Here is an 18,246-nt window from a genome sequence, read left to right on the forward strand (position 1 = left end):
ATTATAACAAATAGAGGGGGTCATTGTTTTTTTTATTATAAAAGTAGCTTAAACCCTTGCTAATGCAAGGATTCAAATAAATAAAACAAAGATAGTGTTAACACTATCAAATTTTTTGAGGAGGAAAAGATATGAAAATTGAATCATTATTAATACACGGCGGAATAGATGGTGATGCTCAAACCGGAGCAGTAAATGTACCTATTTATCAAACATCTACATTTAAAAAAGGCAAATTTGATGCAGATAATGCTTACGAGTATTCAAGATCAGGAAATCCTACAAGAGAAGCTCTTGAAAAACTCATTACAGATCTTGAAGAAGGTCATGCAGGATTTGCATTTGCTTCAGGAATGGCAGCTACAACTGCCACATTATCATTATTTAAAACAGGAGATAAAATTCTAATATCAAATAATATCTATGGTGGAACCTTTAGAGTTATAGACAAATATTTTAATAATTTCGGTATAAATTATAGTACATTTAATTCATCAGATATAAAACAACTTAAAAATAACATTGATGCAAGTGTTAAAGCTATTTTTATAGAAACCCCAACAAACCCATTGATGGGTATTACAGATATAAAAGAAGTTTCAAAAATTGCAAAAGAAAATAATTTGATTTTGATTGTCGACAATACCTTTATGACTCCATACTTACAAAAACCAATTACTCTTGGTGCTGATATAGTTATTCATAGTGCTACAAAATATCTAAGTGGACATAGTGATTTAATTGCAGGGCTTGTTGTAGTAAATAATAAGGAATTAGCAGAGAAAATACAATTTATACAAAATTCAACAGGCGGAGTTTTGTCTCCATTTGATTCCTTCTTATTGATTAGAGGTATTAAAACTCTAGCTTTAAGAATGGATAGACACAACTCAAACGCTAAAATTGTTGCTAGTCTTTTAAGAGATAGAAAGGAAGTAGAAAAAGTATATTATCCAGGTTTTGTTGATCATCCAGGACACAAAATACAATCAAAGCAAGCTAAAGGATATGGTGGCATCATTTCTTTTGTTCTAAAAAAAGATTATGATTATAAAAAATTCTTAGAAAGCTTAGAGTTAATAACTTTTGGAGAAAGCTTAGGAGGGGTGGAATCATTAATTTGTCATCCTGCCACTATGACACATGCCGCAGTTCCATATGAAATAAGACAAGAAATCGGCATAACAGATAATTTAATAAGATTATCTGTAGGTGTTGAAAATGTAGAGGATATAGTAGAAGATTTAATAAACGCATTAGAACTATAACTTTAACAAAGTAATCAATGAAAGATATATGAACCAAAAAAATCTTGGATCATCACAACAAATTGATGATCCAAGATTTTAAAATTGCTAATTACTTTTTATGATCTTCTTCCAATAATAAGATCAAAAATGAATACAATTGCTGAAACTAATTCAAGAAAGTCGTCTTTTCACATTGAATATTTTATTTAAAATCCAAACCATTCTTAAATATACACCAAACTGAGTATGAATTTTCATTAACAGTGAAAATCACCGCTACCATCCTCTTCAATTTTAATTCCTCCAGAAAATGTTACCAGTTATATCTACAAAAGTCTTACCAGCGAGTTTTTCTGAAACAAACATCTTCTTAGAACCACCATCCTTTATATGCCGGTGGGAGCCAAAGAGTGTTTATGCCTACATCACTTAAGGCTTTACATGCTCTTTCAAAAAATTCCAGTGACCTCCATCTGATGGTAGATTCCATTCAAAGAATTGCATTATAGTTTTATTCATGCAAGCAAGTTCCTTTTATTTTATAAGAATAAAAATAACTTCTATTTGAATAAAGTGTAAATTCAGAGTGTGTTTTAGCTCCCCAGCTATCATCTCCACCCACTCCCATTTGTTTGTAATTAATTCTTACAACTACCTTATCACTCTTTGTAAGTTTGTATTCATGATCACTTTCTTCAAGCTCACTTGGTGAATACGGTAGTGCATTAATCTCAACCAATGGCAACCCACTTACCATAAGCCCAATGCCATTATTGTTAGTTAATGTTGCCCATCGTACATCGATCTTATTCCCACATTCTTGTGGTCTTAGGTAATGTTCAAACTGATCTTGAACCTTTCCACTATATATACCAACCCTAGCTCCCTCAGCTCTATCCCAATAATTTTCATGTGGTCCCCTACCGTACCAAGTGAGATTATCAAATTCCTTATTAAGTATAACCATCATTCCAACCTCTGGTATTTCAGGTAGTTTTGTTCCAGGAATTAGTTCTTCACTAATTTCAATTTCGCCTGCCTCATCAATAATATATTTAATATAACATCTACTTGGAGTTTCCGTAAGTAACGTATAATCTACTTTTATAACAATTTTATTGTTAATCTCTTCAATTTCAAAAGAATTAATTTTCTTATTTTGTCCTGCATTCTTCCACGTTTTACATCTTTCTTGAAGCTTGTTACCATCATCATTATCAGTGTGAGCTCTCCAGAAGTTAGGGTACACTCCCTCTTTTATTAGCTCTACATGCTTGTAGATATATGATACAAGCGCAGCTTTTTCTTTATTAAAAGTTATTTCAAAATCTCTTCCTTCTACTTTTAGAACTTTATTATTTTCTTCTACTTTTAAATTAAATGCGTTTTTTAATTCTTTTATCCCTTCATTAATGTTAGTTTTAACAACATCTTCAGAAATCTTAAACTGTTCAAAAGCAATTTCGTGACCAATTTTCGCCCAAGTTGTATCCTCTTTTAATTGTAAATTTAACTCCAAATAATATTCAGATATATCTTCGCAATTTTTAGGATATTCAAAAGGCAATTTAATAATGTCAAAAGAATTAGGTTTAATATCTATATCTAGATACCCTTTTAATATTTCTTTACCATCTTTCAATATTTTATATAATAATGTGAATTCACTCAAAGATGTAAACAGAAAATTATTTGTGATTTTGTATATACCTTCTTTAATATTCTCAACCTCAAATTTAACATTTTGATAGCATTTTTTCACTTCATAAATCTTAGATGTTTTTTCTCTATCTGCAAAAATCAGCCCATTCCCACAGAAATTGCCATCATTAGGCTTATCACCGAAATCTCCACCATATGCTAAATACTCTGTTCCATCTTTTGTCTTTGTCTTAATGGCTTGATCTATCCAGTCCCATATAAATCCGCCTTGAAGTATAGGATATTTATCGAACAAATCCGTGTACTTAAACAAATTACCACAAGAATTACCCATAGCATGACTATATTCACATAATATAAATGGCTTCTTAGGATTATTTTCAGCATATTCTTTGAGATCTTCGACTTTAGAATACATTTGACTTTCTATATCTGACGCTGCCTCAAACTCACGGGCATGAAAAATTCCTTCATAATGAATAACTCTCGTTGGATCACTTTCTTTTATGAAGTCATGCATTTTTATAAAATTATCTCCACCCCATGCTTCATTTCCAAGAGACCATATAACAATAGACGGATGATTTTTATCCCTTTGTAGCATTGAATTACATCTATCTAATACAGCGTTTGTCCATTCTTGTTTGCTTCCAGGAATAGTTCGTAATTCTTCCTTCGTTTGCTCAATAGTCCATGACCCGTGTGTTTCTAGATTTGTTTCGTCAATTACGTAAAGACCATATTCATCACATAAATCGTACCATAAAGTATTGTTTGGATAATGAGATGTACGAACTGAGTTTATATTGTGTTGTTTCATAAGTATTATGTCTTTTACCATATCATCTCTCGAGACTACTCTACCTGTTTCACAATTAAATTCATGTCTATTGGTGCCTTTAAATACTATTCTTTCACCATTAATTTTCATAAGGCCATCTTTTATTTGGAAGCATCTAAATCCAACCATGCAACTTACAGTTTCGACTATATTACCATCCTCATCCTTTAAGCACAAAATCAATGAGTAAAGATTTGGCTTCTCGGCACTCCATTTTAATGGATTTTTAACAAAAGCCTGAAAGCTTACATCTCTATATTCTTTGCTATTAACATCAACATCCATTTTTTGAGACTTATTGAAAATGTTTGAATTAGTTTTGTCGTATAACATAACATCTATAGTATACTTGTCTGTGACCTTTTGAAAGTAATTTATTACTTTTGCTTTAATATTTAATTTAGAGTTCTCATAATGATCATCCAATTCAGTAACTACTGAAAAGTCACATATATGTACTTTAGGTGTTGAATATAAATAAACGTCTCTAAATATACCACTAAGTCTCCAAAAATCTTGATCTTCAAGCCAACTAGCATCACACCATCTATATACCTCAACTGCGAGCTTGTTTTTACCTTCTATTAAATATGGAGTTATATCAAATTCCGAAGGAGTGAAAGAATCTTTACTAAATCCAACTATTTCTCCATTCACCCATACATAAAAAGCAGATTCCACCCCCTGAAAGCTTAAATATACTGGCTTGTCAATCCACTTAAGTGGTACAATAAAGTCTCTGGTATAAGATCCAACAGGGTTGTATTTTGTTGGAGCAAAAGGGGCAACTATATCTTCGCTTAAAGTCCATGGGTAAGTTACATTAGTATACTGAGGATAGTCAAATCCTTGTAATTGCCAGTGACTTGGAACTTTAATGTCCTTAAAGTTACTACAGTCATATTCTTTTTTATAGAATTCTTTATTTCTTTGACTTGGATTCTCTGCAAAACTAAATTTCCATGTACCATTTAAAGATAAATAATTATTTGAATTTGTTTTTTCTCCCAGTAGAGCTTCTTCAACTGTTGAAAATGGAATAAATGACGCATGTGAAGCGGTGCGATTGAATCCGCAAATCTCCGGATTATTATTCCACTCAGGATAACCATTCTTTGGCGCAGTATAAACAAATTTTTCTAACATAATAACCATCTCCTAAACCAATATTTTATATATAAGAGTCACTTAAATAACTAACATACAATTGTCTATTTAACAACTTATTACTTTATTCAACAAGTACATTCTAATACCTTTATTTCTTACAATTTTTTCAAATAAAAAAGCCAGTCAAGTTGATATAATATCATCTTAACTGACTACTAAAAATACTTATACTTAATCCTACCTAGTTTATTCTTCTTTCAAAATATTCAATGCACGTTTAGCGAGTTGTGAAAAATATTTTGCACCGGGCAGAATCGCAGCATCATCTACTTTAAATTTAGGATGATGAAGTGAATATGACACACCTGTACCAATATTTACAAATGCACCTGATATTTGTTCCTGATAAAAAGCAAAGTCTTCACCAATTAGTGTGTCTGGAAGTTCTTTAATAACATATCCCTGTTCTTTTGCTACATCCAATGCAACAGACGTCCACTTAGGAGTGTTATTTGTTGCTGGTGGTCCGCAGTACCATTTTAGCTCAGCCGTTGCGCCAAATGAGTCAGCCATTCCTTTAACTATTTGCCGCATTCTTTTAGGAACAAACTCACGCATTTTAGCATTAACTGTTCTCACAGTTCCTTCAAGATAAGCTGTAGTTGGAATTACATTCCATGTATTACCACTTTGCAAGTGAGCAACACTAATGAGCGCTTGATCAAATGCACTAACATTACGACTAACTATTGTTTGTAATGCTGTAATTATATGAGCTGCAACAATAATCGGATCTATCCCCTTCTCTGGTGAGGAAGCATGTGTCCCAACACCCACAATTTCAATTTCAAAACGATCAACTGCAGCAGTCAAAGGTCCTACTTTTGTTCCAAAACTTCCCACTTCTAAATCTGGTGCACTATGGAGCCCAAAAATTGCAGATACATCAGTTAATGCTCCGGTTGCTAAAACATTTTCTGCACCCTTTCCTGTTTCTTCAGCTGGTTGAAATATAAACCTTACCGTTCCAGATAATGTTGCTTCTTGCTGTTTTAATATATACGCTGCACCTAAAATAACTGTTGTATGAAAATCGTGACCACAAGCATGCATTTTACCGAGCACTTGTGACTTATAATCTAAATTCGAATCCTCAATGATAGGCAACGCATCAATATCTCCCCGAATTGCAATAATAGGCCCTTCCTTATTTCCTGTTATTTCTGCAACTAACCCTGTAGCGAGCGGTAGATCAAGTATACGAATATGAGCCTCGTTTAATAGCTTACGTAAAGTTTTAGTTGTTTCAAATTCCTCATTTGATAACTCTGGATTCTTATGAAAATTATGACGTACCTCAATTAATTTTTCTTCCAAATTATTAATAATATTTGATAATATCTCATTTTCCATAAATTATTCTCCTTAAATTTATTTAAATAGGTTTTATATCTATGTCATTATAATAGTTCTTGTATATTTGTTGAAATAACAGTATAACCCACCTCTCATATAAAAAGCCAGTCAAAATGACTTAGTATCACCTTAACTGACTGAATAACAAATAATCTTGTTATTATTTTAACCCATCAGGTATTACCCAATAATTATTCTTATTGTGTTCTTTCATATACTTCTTAAATTCATCTGATTTATATGCTGCTACAATATCTTTTGCCCATACACTATTTTCTTTACCTTTGTTCACAACTGCAGTAATTTCTAAATCTTTTACAATATTCTCCGACAACAAAGACTTTGATGCATCTATATGTGATGAATATACAATGCTCCCGGGTAATACAGCAAAATCAATATCCTTCATTGCACGAGGAATTTGTGCTGAGTCCATCAATGTAATATTTAAATTATGTGGATTTTCTATTATATCACTTTTACTTGCAGACATAGGGTCTATTCCTGCCTTTAGTTTAATCCAACCTGCCTTTTGCAATAAATTATAAGCACGGGCTGTATTAGAAGGATCTTTTGGTATAGCTATTTTAGCACCAGCCTTAACATCTTTAATTGTTTTGAATTTATCAGAAAATATTCCTGCTGGTACTGTTGGTATGTGCACAATTGGTAAAAGATGTGCATTCTTTTCCTTATTAAAATTGTTCATATAAGCTGTATGCTGTGCTACATTTAAATCAATGCTATCTTCAGTTAGTGCCACTTCAGATAATAATAAATTAGAGAAATTAACCAACTTTACTGTGTATCCTTTCTTTTCTAGGATGGGTTTAACCACAGAATTAAATAAATCATTATAAGGCCCTGCTGAAACACCAACTCGTAGTTCTTTCTTTTTATCATTACTAGCGCTACTATTTGATTTTCCACAACCAGATACTCCCAAAATAAGTACCCCTACTGACATAATTGTAACGATTTTTGTAAATAATCCTTTTTCCATATATATTCTCCTTTATAAATAGCTTAATGGCGTCGTATCCTAAGCGCCAACATATTACCTAGTGATTGAATGATTTGTACAAAAATAATCAATATAACCACTGTTACAATGATTACAACAGTATCAAATCGTTCATATCCATACGAAATTGCTAAATCTCCTATGCCTCCACCTCCGACCGTTCCAGCCATAGCTGTAGCACCTATTAAACCAATTGTAGCGGTTGTTAAATTTAAAATTAGTGAACTAGAAGCTTCCTTTAAAAGAAAATGCCAAATAATTTGAAACGGCGTTGCACCCATAGCCTCTGCGGCTTCTATAATCCCATCATCTACTTCTAGTAACGAGCTTTCTACAAGACGAGCGATATACGGTGCAATGTAAACAATTAAAGGTACAATAGCAGCACTCGTGCCAATTGATGTCCCTACTACAATGCGTGTAAATGGAATAATTGCTATTAATAAAATAATGAATGGTAATGAACGAAAAATATTTATAATTTGATTTAATATTGAAAATATTATACCTTTTGCAATGATGCCACTTTTTCTAGTTACCACCAACAATATACCCATAGGAATACCAAATAGTGATCCAATAACCAAAGAAAAACTAACCATATATAATGTTTCTTTTATTGCTTGTATTACTTGCTGACTATCAATCGTCATAATTGCTTTTAACCTCCTCTACAATAAGATCTTTTTTACATATGAACTGATATGCCTGCTCTATTGATAATACTTCACCTTGTAGAAGAACAATAATGTTTCCGAGTGTCGTCCCTTGCAATTCGCTTACATTAGCAAACAAAATATTAATATTTACATCAAACTTCTTTGCTATTTCTGAAACTAATGGTTGCCTTGCCCTATCTCCAATAAATTTAATTTTAAAAATACGCCCATTAAGTTGCTCTTCTGTCATACCTTTAACAATACTCTTTGGCACTGTATCTTTAATAATCGTGCGAACAAAATTCTGCGTTGTAGGTTCCTTGGGATTTCCAAACACTTCTAATACATTCCCTTGTTCTATAATCTCACCACTTTCCATCACAGCTACTGAATTACAGATTTCTTGGATGACATTCATTTCATGAGTAATAACCAAAATTGTAATATTGTACTTTTTATTAATACGTTTTAAAAGTTGTAATATTGACTGTGTTGTTTGAGGATCAAGTGCCGATGTTGCTTCATCACATAGTAATATAAATGGATTTGTGGCTAAAGCACGTGCAATGCCGACACGTTGTTTTTCTCCCCCCGATAATTCATCTGGGTAACTTTGCATTTTACTTTCAAGCCCAACAAATGATAATAATTCATTAACTCTTTCACTAATCTGTTTTCTAGGCACATGACTTAATACAAGCGGAATAGCCACATTATCAAAAACCGTTTTTGAGTTAAGCAAATTAAAATGTTGAAAGATCATCCCAACTTGTTTTCTAACTGTTCGCAGGTCTTTATTAGATAACAAAGCCAAATCTTTTCCATCGATAAGTACTTTTCCTAAAGTAGGTTTTTCCAAAAAATTAACCACGCGAACCAAGGTACTTTTACCTGCCCCACTAAAACCAATTACACCAAATATATCACCTTTCTTAATTTTAATATTTATTCCTTTAAGGGCATGAACAATTACACCTTTACTATTAAAAGTTTTGCATACATCTTGTAATTCAATCACCTATCTTACCTCTTTTCTGTTAAAATAACCAATGCACGTCTAGCCAGTTTTGTAAAATAATTTGCACTTGGCAAAATTGCCGCATCATCTACTGTAAATTTAGGATGGTGAAGTGAATAGGATAAACCTGTACCAATATTAACAAATACGCCTGGTATTTGTTCTTGATAATAAGCAAAATCTTCACCACCGAGAGATGGTGGCACTCCTTTAATTTCATATTCCTGTTCTTTTGCTACCTCTAATGCAACCGCCGTCCATTCTTCCGAGTTATTTGTTGCTGGTGGTCCTGGGTACCATTTAAGCTCAGCCTTTGCACCAAATGAGTCAGCCATTCCTTTAATTTTTTGTTGCATTTTTTTAGGGATAAACTCACGAGTTTCCTTTTTTAACGTTCTCACCGTTCCTTCAATATATGCTTTAGTTGGAATTACATTCCATGTATTACCACTTTTTAACTGAGTAACACTAACAAGAGCTTGATCAAAGGCACTAACATTACGACTAACAATTGTTTGTAATGCCGTAACTATATGAGCCGCAACAATAACCGGATCTATTCCCTTTTCCGGTGACGATGCATGTGTCCCAAGACCTTCAATCTCAATTTCAAAACGATCAACTGCTGCAGTCAATGGTCCCACATTTGTCCCTAAACTGCCTACTTCTAAATCCGGTGCGCTATGCAATCCAAAAATTGCACCAACGCCTGATAAGGCTCCTGTTACTAAAATTTCTTCTGCACCATGTCCTTTTTCTTCAGCTGGTTGAAAAATAAACCGTACCGTTCCACATAATGTTGATTCTTGCTGCTTCAGCAAATAAGCTGCTCCTAAAATAGCAGTTGTATGAAAATCATGGCCGCAAGCATGCATTTTACCAAGCACTTGTGACTTATACTCAAAATCTGTTTCTTCAATAATAGGAAGTGCATCAATATCTCCTCTAATTGCAATAATAGGGCCTTCCTTATTTCCTGTTATTTCCGCAACTAATCCTGTTGCGAGAGGCAGATCAAGTACACGAATTTTAGCCTCATTTAATAAATTACGTAAGGTTTTAGTTGTTTCAAATTCCTCATTTGATAACTCTGGGTGTTTATGAAAATTATGACGTACCTCTATAAGTTTTTCTTCTAGATTGTTAATAATTGTTAGTAACTTTTCATTTTCCATAAAATATTACTCCCTTTAATTTATTAATAGTTTTCTAATATCCACTTAAGTATTATTATATTTATAGCTATGCGGTTCTAATAGTTCTACCTGCGGTACTATTTTGTATAACCCCTCCATCTAAAACTAACCTCCCATTCACAAATACGTATTTTATTCCTTCAGGATTTCTATCTGGAACCCCCACATCTGGAAACTCAGATTTATCTTTAATAGTATCTATATCAAAAATAACAACATCGGCGTCTGAGCCTTTTTTAATTCGTCCCTTTTGTTTAAGCCCCATGGTTTCTGCTGGAAGAAAAGTTGCCTTGCGAACTGCTTCAATTAGGCTTATCTCCTTGCGTTCTCTTACCATATACCTAAAATACCTTGGGAAGGTACCTGAAATTTGAGGATGTCCTTCACCCCTTTTGTAAGGCCCGGTGTCAGAAGAGGGCATTGCGTAACTTTTATCTAAAGCCTTATATACACTTTCATTTGAACCCGTACAATATATAATACATTCACAAGGATTACCAGCTCTTAATTCTTTATATAGTTTCTTGTTTAATCTTTCACCTTTATATTTTCCTGAAGCTACAAGCATTTTGTTTAAACATAATAATCCATGATTCACATTTTTCTCGCAAAAAATTGCAGTTCCAATAGACGTAGCCCAATCGTTATATAATCCACTATCTATTTTTATATTTAATCCGTCCTCTATTGCTTTATCCACTATTTCTAACGCTTTATCCATAACTACATTATATTGATAAACAAAATGGGATATTAGCACTGCAGCTCCTGTAACCCTTGAAATTTCAATAGCTTCTCTTAGTGAATTTAAATCATGATCCGAAGAAACTCTTGTATGAATTGTAATAGGTCTGTTGTGTTTTGCAGCTATTATGCATATAGCATATATTTCTTCGAGTGAGCTATAAGGGGCATATTCTAATCCTAATGATAGTCCACAAGCACCTTCCCCCAATGCTTTTTCTGTAAGATATTGCATTTTGCAAATTTGTTCTTTATTAGCTGCTGAATATACATCTGTAATTCCAACAGCCTCACGTAGGCTCATAGAATGTCCTACAAGTTCAGCTTGATTTATAACAAACCCTTTTTTATCTTGCTTATCAAAAAAAGTATTCATATTTATAGGACTTAACCCACAATTGCCACCTATTGTAGTAGTTATACCTTGACGCAAGGATAGCTCTCCACAATAATCTTCTCCGTCAACATGTCCATGAATATCGATGAAGCCCGGTGAAACTATTAAACCCGATGCATTTATATTTTTTATTCCAACTAGTTCTCCATTTGTTATTTCTGCCAGCTTTCCATCTTTTATACCTAAACTTCCTTTGAAACTTGTTTTGAGGTCAGGGTCAATCAAAGTACCGTTATTAATTGCAACATCAAACATTTATAAACACTCCCTTCAAAGATTATTTAGGATCTAAAGCATCTCTTAGTACATTGCCTATATACTTTATTGATAATACACTTAATATAATCATTAAGCCCGGTAGTATCTACAACCATAGTCAGCATTCAATCCATAGTAAACATATATGTTTTAAGTTTTACTAATATTACCACGTTGTTTACCATTTGTCAACGCGAAATAGCCCCTTCACCTTTCGTAACTATCAATTAAAATAACTTGTTATTCAGCAGCTAACACCCTATAAAATTAATCTGTTATAACTTTAAGTTTAGCTTCATCAATTAATAGAGAAAACCCTGTAAAATCAAAACCTTATGTTAATGTAAATAAGAGTTTCCACAGGATTAGAGAATATAGATGATTTATTATCTGAATTTAAGAAACATTAAACAAACATAATAATAATTAAATAAAATAAAGGATGGCTTTCAGCCATCCTTTATTTATTTTATTAAATTATTTTATAAAATCTAAGCCTTCTTAGCAGTTTTAATAACTACAACCACTTGTCTTAACCTTACCATCTGTTACTTCATCCTTCAATATTAAAGGTATTGCTTCAGATACAGTTGTAGTAACTGTTACACAAAATACTGTTTAAAGATGTCCTACATAGACTTCTCAGCTAATTTAGACAATGGACTTCTCTCTACATGTTCAAGAGTTACGTGCCCTGTAATGTTGAAAGGCTTCATTTTTTCAATGGTATAAACTAATCCATTGGATTTCTCATCAACTAAAGTATTATCTATTTGATTGTCTGATGGATCACCTATAAATACAAACTTAGAACCAAAACCAGCCCTAGTCAACATAAGTTTTGCTAGATGAGGTGTGGTTTGCTGTGATTCATCAACTATAACCAAGGCATCTGATAAAGTTCTGCCTCTCATGTAAATAAGAGTTTTAGTTTCTATAACACCATTTAATCGGTATTTATCAATAAAGTTATCTACTGATACCTCTACTCTCTTAACCTCATGCTCATCAATTTTTTTACCTTTTTTGTTTTTATTCAATTTATCCTTTTTAGCATTATTCTTTGCATCCATTAAATTCTCTACAGCATCATAAAAACAACCCATCCAAGGTTTCAATTTTTCTTCCTCTGTTCCTGGCAAAAAACCTATATCATCCCCTGCTGGCACAACTGGTTTAACAAAAATAACTCTTCTATATTCACCTTTCTCTATCACTTTTTGAAGAGCAACTGCTGTTGATAAAATTGTCTTTCCTGATCCTGCTCCACCAGATATTGTTACAAATTGTATTGCTGGGTCCATTAATAACTCAAATGCCATCTTTTGTTCCTTATTGATTGGAGTTAGTCCAAAAGCGATTTCATTGTCATATTTTAAGGGTACTATTGCTTTACCATTGAATTTTCCAATTATCTCATAACTTTCATCAGTTGAACTTGTAATATCTAAAAACTCATTAGGAAATAGTGTAAAGTCAAAGTTAGGAGGCAAAGCAATTCCTCCCTCTTTAATTTCATCCATCTTTTTAGATGTAAGTGTGATTTTTCTATGCCCTTTATACAACTCATCGGCAGTAACTTTGTCATTTTGATAATCCTGTGTAATTATACCTAAAGCATCGCTTTTTATAGCCATATACAAATCTTTTGTAACTAATATTGTTGAAATCTCTTTATCCTTTTGAGCTATATTTTTTGTTATTGCTAGTATTTTAGTATCATTTTTCGTAAAATCAAACCCATTAGGTAAACAGCTTGGATCATTATTATTTAATTCAATTCTTATAGTTCCACCATTTTCAAGTTTAACACCCTCATGTAAATTACCAATTTTTCTAAGATTGTTTAACTCTCGAGCTGCACTTCTTGCATGAAACCCGACTATTCCTTCTCTTTTTTTAAGGTTATCTAACTCTTCTATACATATTATTGGAATTATTATGTTGTTGTCTTCAAAATTATAAATAAAATCAGGATCGTGAACCATTACGTTTGTGTCAATAATGTAGTTTTTAATCATAGCTACCCTTATTAAACAAAGTTATAAAGATCCCTTTGTTTAATAAAGTTTCACCTCCTTAATAATTTTGTTTAATTATATCGTAGGTATACGTTTAATCCATGAAGTTAACTTACTCTTTACATTGACTTTAATTCATATTAATAAAAGGAAATAGTTTAATATTATATAGTATTTTTAGTATTATATTGTTATTTCTAAATTATATGCATCTTTAATTATTTAACATATATCCTTCTACCATACTTGCTATAATTTTATTCATTTCACTTTTCAAATCCATAACTCCATCTAAAAGACACCATTCAAAAACGATGCCGCGTGCTACAACAAAAAATATACGAGTTATCTCAGTTGAATTTTCCCTGGTTGAAATATGCCCTTTTATTTGACCATTTTCTATAATGTCTTCTAGTATTTTTTGCATAATACGTCCTTTAATATTAAACATTTTATTATCAGAGGTATATAGCTTTTTTACCATCTCCAAACCATTTAAACAATTAAATTCAGCATACTTTTCAAAAAATTCTGTTATTTGCCCTCTAAAATCTTCTGCTTTTATATGCCCCTTAACTTCCTTTAGAAAATATTCATCTGCTTGCTTAAAAATTTCACTAAAGAGTTCAAATTTAGAAGCAAAATAATAATAATATGTTCCTACTGAAACTCCTGCTTCTTTAGCAATTTGATCAACTGTAACCCCATCAAATCCATGAATACGTATAAGCCTAACTCCACATTCATATATTTTCCTTTTAGTGGTCTCAGCCTGTTTTGAACGGTTTGTTATTTTAGCCATGTCGCATTCTCCTATAATTCAAATTTAAAACAGAAGCCATTTAACTATAGCTTCTGCTTTAATATATATAAATATTCCATTAATTTCTTTACTCTTATAAGAACATACTATAGGTTAGATGCAACCTCATATGCATCCCAAATTGCATACATTATGTTTGAAACGCTTCTAGCATCCCCTATTAAATGTAATTCATTTTCCTCAAATTTAAGCTCTTCATAAAGAGATTTTTCTGCGCTATACCCAACAGCCAAAACAATTGTATCGGCTATTATTTCATGCGTGCTTCCATTTGTATCTACTAATACACCCTTATCAGTAGTTTTTACAACCTTAGATGATGTAAGTACTTCAATTCCATTATATGGTATTAACTTCTCAAGCATTTCATGGTTAGCATGACAAAGTGGTCCATTTACCGCTAATATTTTATTTTGTAATTCAACAATAGTAACTTTTTTACCTTTACGTGCAAGGCATAGTGCAAGTTCACAACCAACTAGTCCTGCTCCAATAATTACAACTGTATCGCCTGAAGTCACCTTTCCAACTAGTACATCAGCCGCTGTAAAGACTTTACTATTATCGCCTAAATTAAATATTTTAGGCTTCGATCCAGTTGCAATAATTACAGATTCTGCATCACTCTTCTTTATTATATCTGCAGTTACTTCTACATTATACCTTATTTCAACATCTAATTCATTAAGTGTATGTTTATACCAAGCGACCAAAGCTAAATCATCTTCCTTAAAATCTGGTGCACCACCAGGTATTAAATTTCCACCTATGCTTCCACTTTTTTCATAAATTACAGGTTTATGACCACGTAATGCAAGAACCCTTGCAGCTTCACAACCAGCAACTCCACCGCCTACAATAAGTACATTTTTACTTTTAACTGCTTTTACAAGTGCTGTCTCTCTTTCTCTGCATGCTGCTGGGTTAACAGCGCAGTTTAAAGCAGAATACTCCTGAATACGACCCATGCACCCTTCATGGCAAGACAAACATGGTCTAATAGCTTCTACATTACCTACTCGAAGCTTATTTACATAATCCGGATCAGCTAGAAGAGGCCTACCAAGACCAATCATATCACAAGCCCCACTCTCAATGGCACTCATAGCTAAGTCAGGGTTATCCATACGACCTGCACAAATTATAGGAACATCCACTTCATCTTTTATGATTTTTGCAAAAGGAATATAAAGGCCTTTATCTTGGTACATTGGTGGGTGACTCCACCACCATGCATCATACGAACCTGCATCCACATCTAATGCATCATAACCATAGGATACAAGTAATTTTGCTGCGTCTATTCCTTCAGGTATGTCCCTTCCTTTTTCTTCAAATACCTCACCAGGTAAAGCTCCATCCCGAAGATCTTTAATAAAACTTTTAGCACTATATCTTAGGGTAACAGGATAATTTTTTCCACATCTTTTCTTAATTTCTTCTACGATTTCTCTAGCGAATCTTAATCTATTATCTAACGAACCACCGTACTCATCTGTTCTTTTATTAAACAATTTCATAGCGAATTGATCTATAAGATAACCTTCATGGACTGCATGAATCTGAATACCATCAAAACCTGCGCGTTTTGCATTGTATGCTCCGTCACCAAACTTTTTAACAATAGTATGTATTTCATCCTTTGTTAATTCCCTACAAGTTTTATCTAACCACCTATGTTGAATAGGCGATGGCGCAACTGGTGGAAAATCTCCCAAATTGGTTGGGATAGTAACTCTCCCAAAACCACCGCTAATTTGAAGAAATATTTTTGCATCGTATGCATGTATACGTTCAGTCATCTCACGGCTTGTCCGTATAAAATGAACAGGATTGTGAGTTGAACAAGGAACATTAGGCATACCATGTTCTTCAATCTCATTATCTACAAATGTGACGCCTGTAATAATTAGACCAGTACCACCACGCGCACGCGCAGTATAATAATCTATCCCTCGAAGGTTAAATCCACCTTCTGAATCTGATAATCCTAGTGGTCCCATAGGTGCCATAACAAACCTATTTTTTATCTCGAGTGCTCCTATTTTTACTGTCTCAAATAACTTATTATATTTTTGTATCATATAAAGCCCTCCAAAATTATTTTATTTATTATATGTTTAGTCTAATATATTCACTGAATGCATTCAGTAAACTTATTAAGTTCATTATATTAAAGAAAGAGGTATTCGTCAAGTTTACATTATTATAACCAAATTAATGCAATTGAAGAAGTCGACATAACTCTATTAACAAATTTATCCTATTTTCAGCAATATATTTAGTATATAATAATTATAAATTGATACAATAAAGTATAAGGGTAAAAAAATCAAATGTACTTATTTTGAGGAGGTTATTAGTGTGGATAAAAGAGTTTATACTAAAAAAAGTAAAGAAGAACTAAAAAAGATATTAACAAAAGATCAGTTTGAAGTAACCCAAGAAAACGTCACAGAAAAATCTTTCGAGAATGAATTTTGGAATAATAAAGAAGCTGGAATCTATGTAGATATTAATAGTGGAGAGCCGTTATTTACGTCTCTCCATAAATTTGACTCAGGTTGCGGATGGCCTAGTTTTACAAAGCCTGTAGAAAATGGCAATGTAGAAGAGAATAAAGATATGACACATGGAATGTCGAGAACAGAAGTTAGAAGTAAGTATGGTAACAGTCATTTAGGACATCTGTTCAACGACGGTCCACGTGAGACAGGTGGACTAAGATATTGCATAAATAGTGCAGCACTTAAGTTTGTACCAGTTAATAAACTTGAAAGCGAAGGATATGGAGAGTATTTACTTTTATTCAAGAAATCAGGGGATTAATATTTATTTTCCTCTGATTTTTTTACATCTTCACCTGTTGGCATTGAGCATATTGCACCAAAGTTCATACATGTGATTGCCCCAACCACATTTGCAAATTCAACGTATTTAAAAATAGTATCAAATTCTAAATTATCTTCACCCTTCGCTATTTGATATAATATAGCTCCAACAAAAGCATCTCCAGCTCCTGTAGAATCTACTTGCTTTATTTTTATAGAAGGTACTATCACCTTTTTCTCTTTAGTTGCAAGTAATGTTCCCTTTGACCCTAAGGTTATACATACCGTTTTAGCTCCCATTCTCAATATTTCATCTGTGCATTCTTCTAAATTTTCTTTTCCTGTTATAATCATTGCTTCTTCATCACTAAGCTTTACGAAATCCGATTTTTCTATAAACTTAATAGAATCCTCTGCAAATGCCCTAGTATCCTTTATTAATGCATCTCTATAGTTAGGATCAAACGAAATAAACATTTTGTTTTCCTTTGCATATTCCAGCAACTTAAAGTATGTATTTCTTAGTTCTCCGTCTAAAAATCCTGTAGCTGAACCAAAATGTATAATATCACCTTTTTTCATCTTTAGAAAATCTATATCATCAAATGAATATTCACCATCTGCACCTCGGCAGAACTTAAAATCTCTTTCTCCCTTTGAATCTATTGAAACAAAAGCTAATGTAGTATTTCCACCTTTTATAAGCATTGATGTATCAACATTTACTTCCTTAAGGGTATTTTCTAAAAAAACACCAAAAGGATCATTTCCTACTTTACCTAAAAAGTATGCATGTCCTTCAAGCTTTGTAATTGCAGCTGCAACATTAGCCGGCGCTCCCCCAGCTTTCTTTTCAAAGTTATTTCCTTGTACTAAATTTGTTCCTACATCTTTACATATAAAATCTATAAGAAGCTCCCCTATACAAAATACTCTTTTTGATGCATTTCTAGTATTACCATCCATATTTTAATCTCCCATCTAAATTATAATTAT

General features: G+C 32.7%; 13 protein-coding genes. 2 read left to right on the forward strand and 11 right to left on the reverse strand.

Annotated features, from left to right (window positions below):
• The first annotated feature begins 131 nt into the window (after nt 1-131).
• Complete coding sequence (locus LGK95_RS12820; protein ID WP_226125185.1) at nt 132-1,268, forward strand: trans-sulfuration enzyme family protein; 1,137 nt, start codon at nt 132-134, stop codon at nt 1,266-1,268.
• A 493-nt stretch (nt 1,269-1,761) separates the two neighbouring features.
• Here the strand turns inward: LGK95_RS12820 and LGK95_RS12825 are convergent, their stop codons facing one another.
• The 10 genes from LGK95_RS12825 to LGK95_RS12870 form a co-directional block, all read right to left on the reverse strand.
• Nucleotides 1,762-4,899: a glycoside hydrolase family 2 TIM barrel-domain containing protein gene (locus LGK95_RS12825; RefSeq protein WP_226125186.1), complete on the reverse strand. Its 3,138-nt coding sequence runs from the start codon at nt 4,897-4,899 to the stop codon at nt 1,762-1,764.
• Between the two features lie 210 nt (nt 4,900-5,109).
• Nucleotides 5,110-6,276: an amidohydrolase gene (locus LGK95_RS12830; RefSeq protein ID WP_226125187.1), complete on the reverse strand. Its 1,167-nt coding sequence runs from the start codon at nt 6,274-6,276 to the stop codon at nt 5,110-5,112.
• Between the two features lie 163 nt (nt 6,277-6,439).
• Nucleotides 6,440-7,282 (reverse strand): MetQ/NlpA family ABC transporter substrate-binding protein, encoded by an 843-nt coding sequence (locus LGK95_RS12835; protein ID WP_226125188.1) that lies wholly within the window; start codon nt 7,280-7,282, stop codon nt 6,440-6,442.
• A gap of 23 nt (nt 7,283-7,305) precedes the next feature.
• Nucleotides 7,306-7,956: a methionine ABC transporter permease gene (locus LGK95_RS12840; RefSeq protein ID WP_226125189.1), complete on the reverse strand. Its 651-nt coding sequence runs from the start codon at nt 7,954-7,956 to the stop codon at nt 7,306-7,308.
• On the reverse strand, nt 7,946-8,980 hold the full coding sequence (locus tag LGK95_RS12845; RefSeq protein WP_226125190.1) for a methionine ABC transporter ATP-binding protein: 1,035 nt from the start codon (nt 8,978-8,980) through the stop codon (nt 7,946-7,948). Before LGK95_RS12845 ends, LGK95_RS12840 begins: the two co-directional genes overlap by 11 nt.
• Before the next feature lie 5 nt (nt 8,981-8,985).
• Entirely contained in the window at nt 8,986-10,155 is a 1,170-nt protein-coding gene (locus LGK95_RS12850) for an amidohydrolase (RefSeq protein WP_226125191.1), read from the reverse strand.
• Between the two features lie 67 nt (nt 10,156-10,222).
• Nucleotides 10,223-11,572: an N-acyl-D-amino-acid deacylase family protein gene (locus tag LGK95_RS12855; RefSeq protein WP_226125192.1), complete on the reverse strand. Its 1,350-nt coding sequence runs from the start codon at nt 11,570-11,572 to the stop codon at nt 10,223-10,225.
• Between the two features lie 632 nt (nt 11,573-12,204).
• Nucleotides 12,205-13,596: a PhoH family protein gene (locus LGK95_RS12860; protein WP_226125193.1), complete on the reverse strand. Its 1,392-nt coding sequence runs from the start codon at nt 13,594-13,596 to the stop codon at nt 12,205-12,207.
• Between the two features lie 214 nt (nt 13,597-13,810).
• Entirely contained in the window at nt 13,811-14,398 is a 588-nt protein-coding gene (locus LGK95_RS12865; RefSeq protein WP_226125194.1) for a TetR/AcrR family transcriptional regulator, read from the reverse strand.
• Between the two features lie 107 nt (nt 14,399-14,505).
• Complete coding sequence (locus LGK95_RS12870; RefSeq protein WP_226125195.1) at nt 14,506-16,503, reverse strand: oxidoreductase; 1,998 nt, start codon at nt 16,501-16,503, stop codon at nt 14,506-14,508.
• A gap of 280 nt (nt 16,504-16,783) precedes the next feature.
• Here LGK95_RS12870 and msrB point away from each other — a divergent pair, with 280 nt between their 5' ends.
• A complete protein-coding gene (msrB, locus tag LGK95_RS12875; protein ID WP_226125196.1) occupies nt 16,784-17,248 on the forward strand; it encodes a peptide-methionine (R)-S-oxide reductase MsrB in 465 nt (154 codons plus the stop codon).
• On the opposite strand, the gene LGK95_RS12880 is transcribed toward msrB, so the two are convergent.
• Complete coding sequence (locus tag LGK95_RS12880) at nt 17,245-18,216, reverse strand: carbohydrate kinase family protein (RefSeq protein ID WP_226125197.1); 972 nt, start codon at nt 18,214-18,216, stop codon at nt 17,245-17,247. The genes msrB and LGK95_RS12880 overlap by 4 nt on opposite strands.
• Nucleotides 18,217-18,246: the final 30 nt, after the last annotated feature.

The organism is Clostridium algoriphilum (genome assembly GCF_020443705.1).
Classification (GTDB): Bacteria; Bacillota; Clostridia; order Clostridiales; family Clostridiaceae; genus Clostridium_AD; species Clostridium_AD algoriphilum.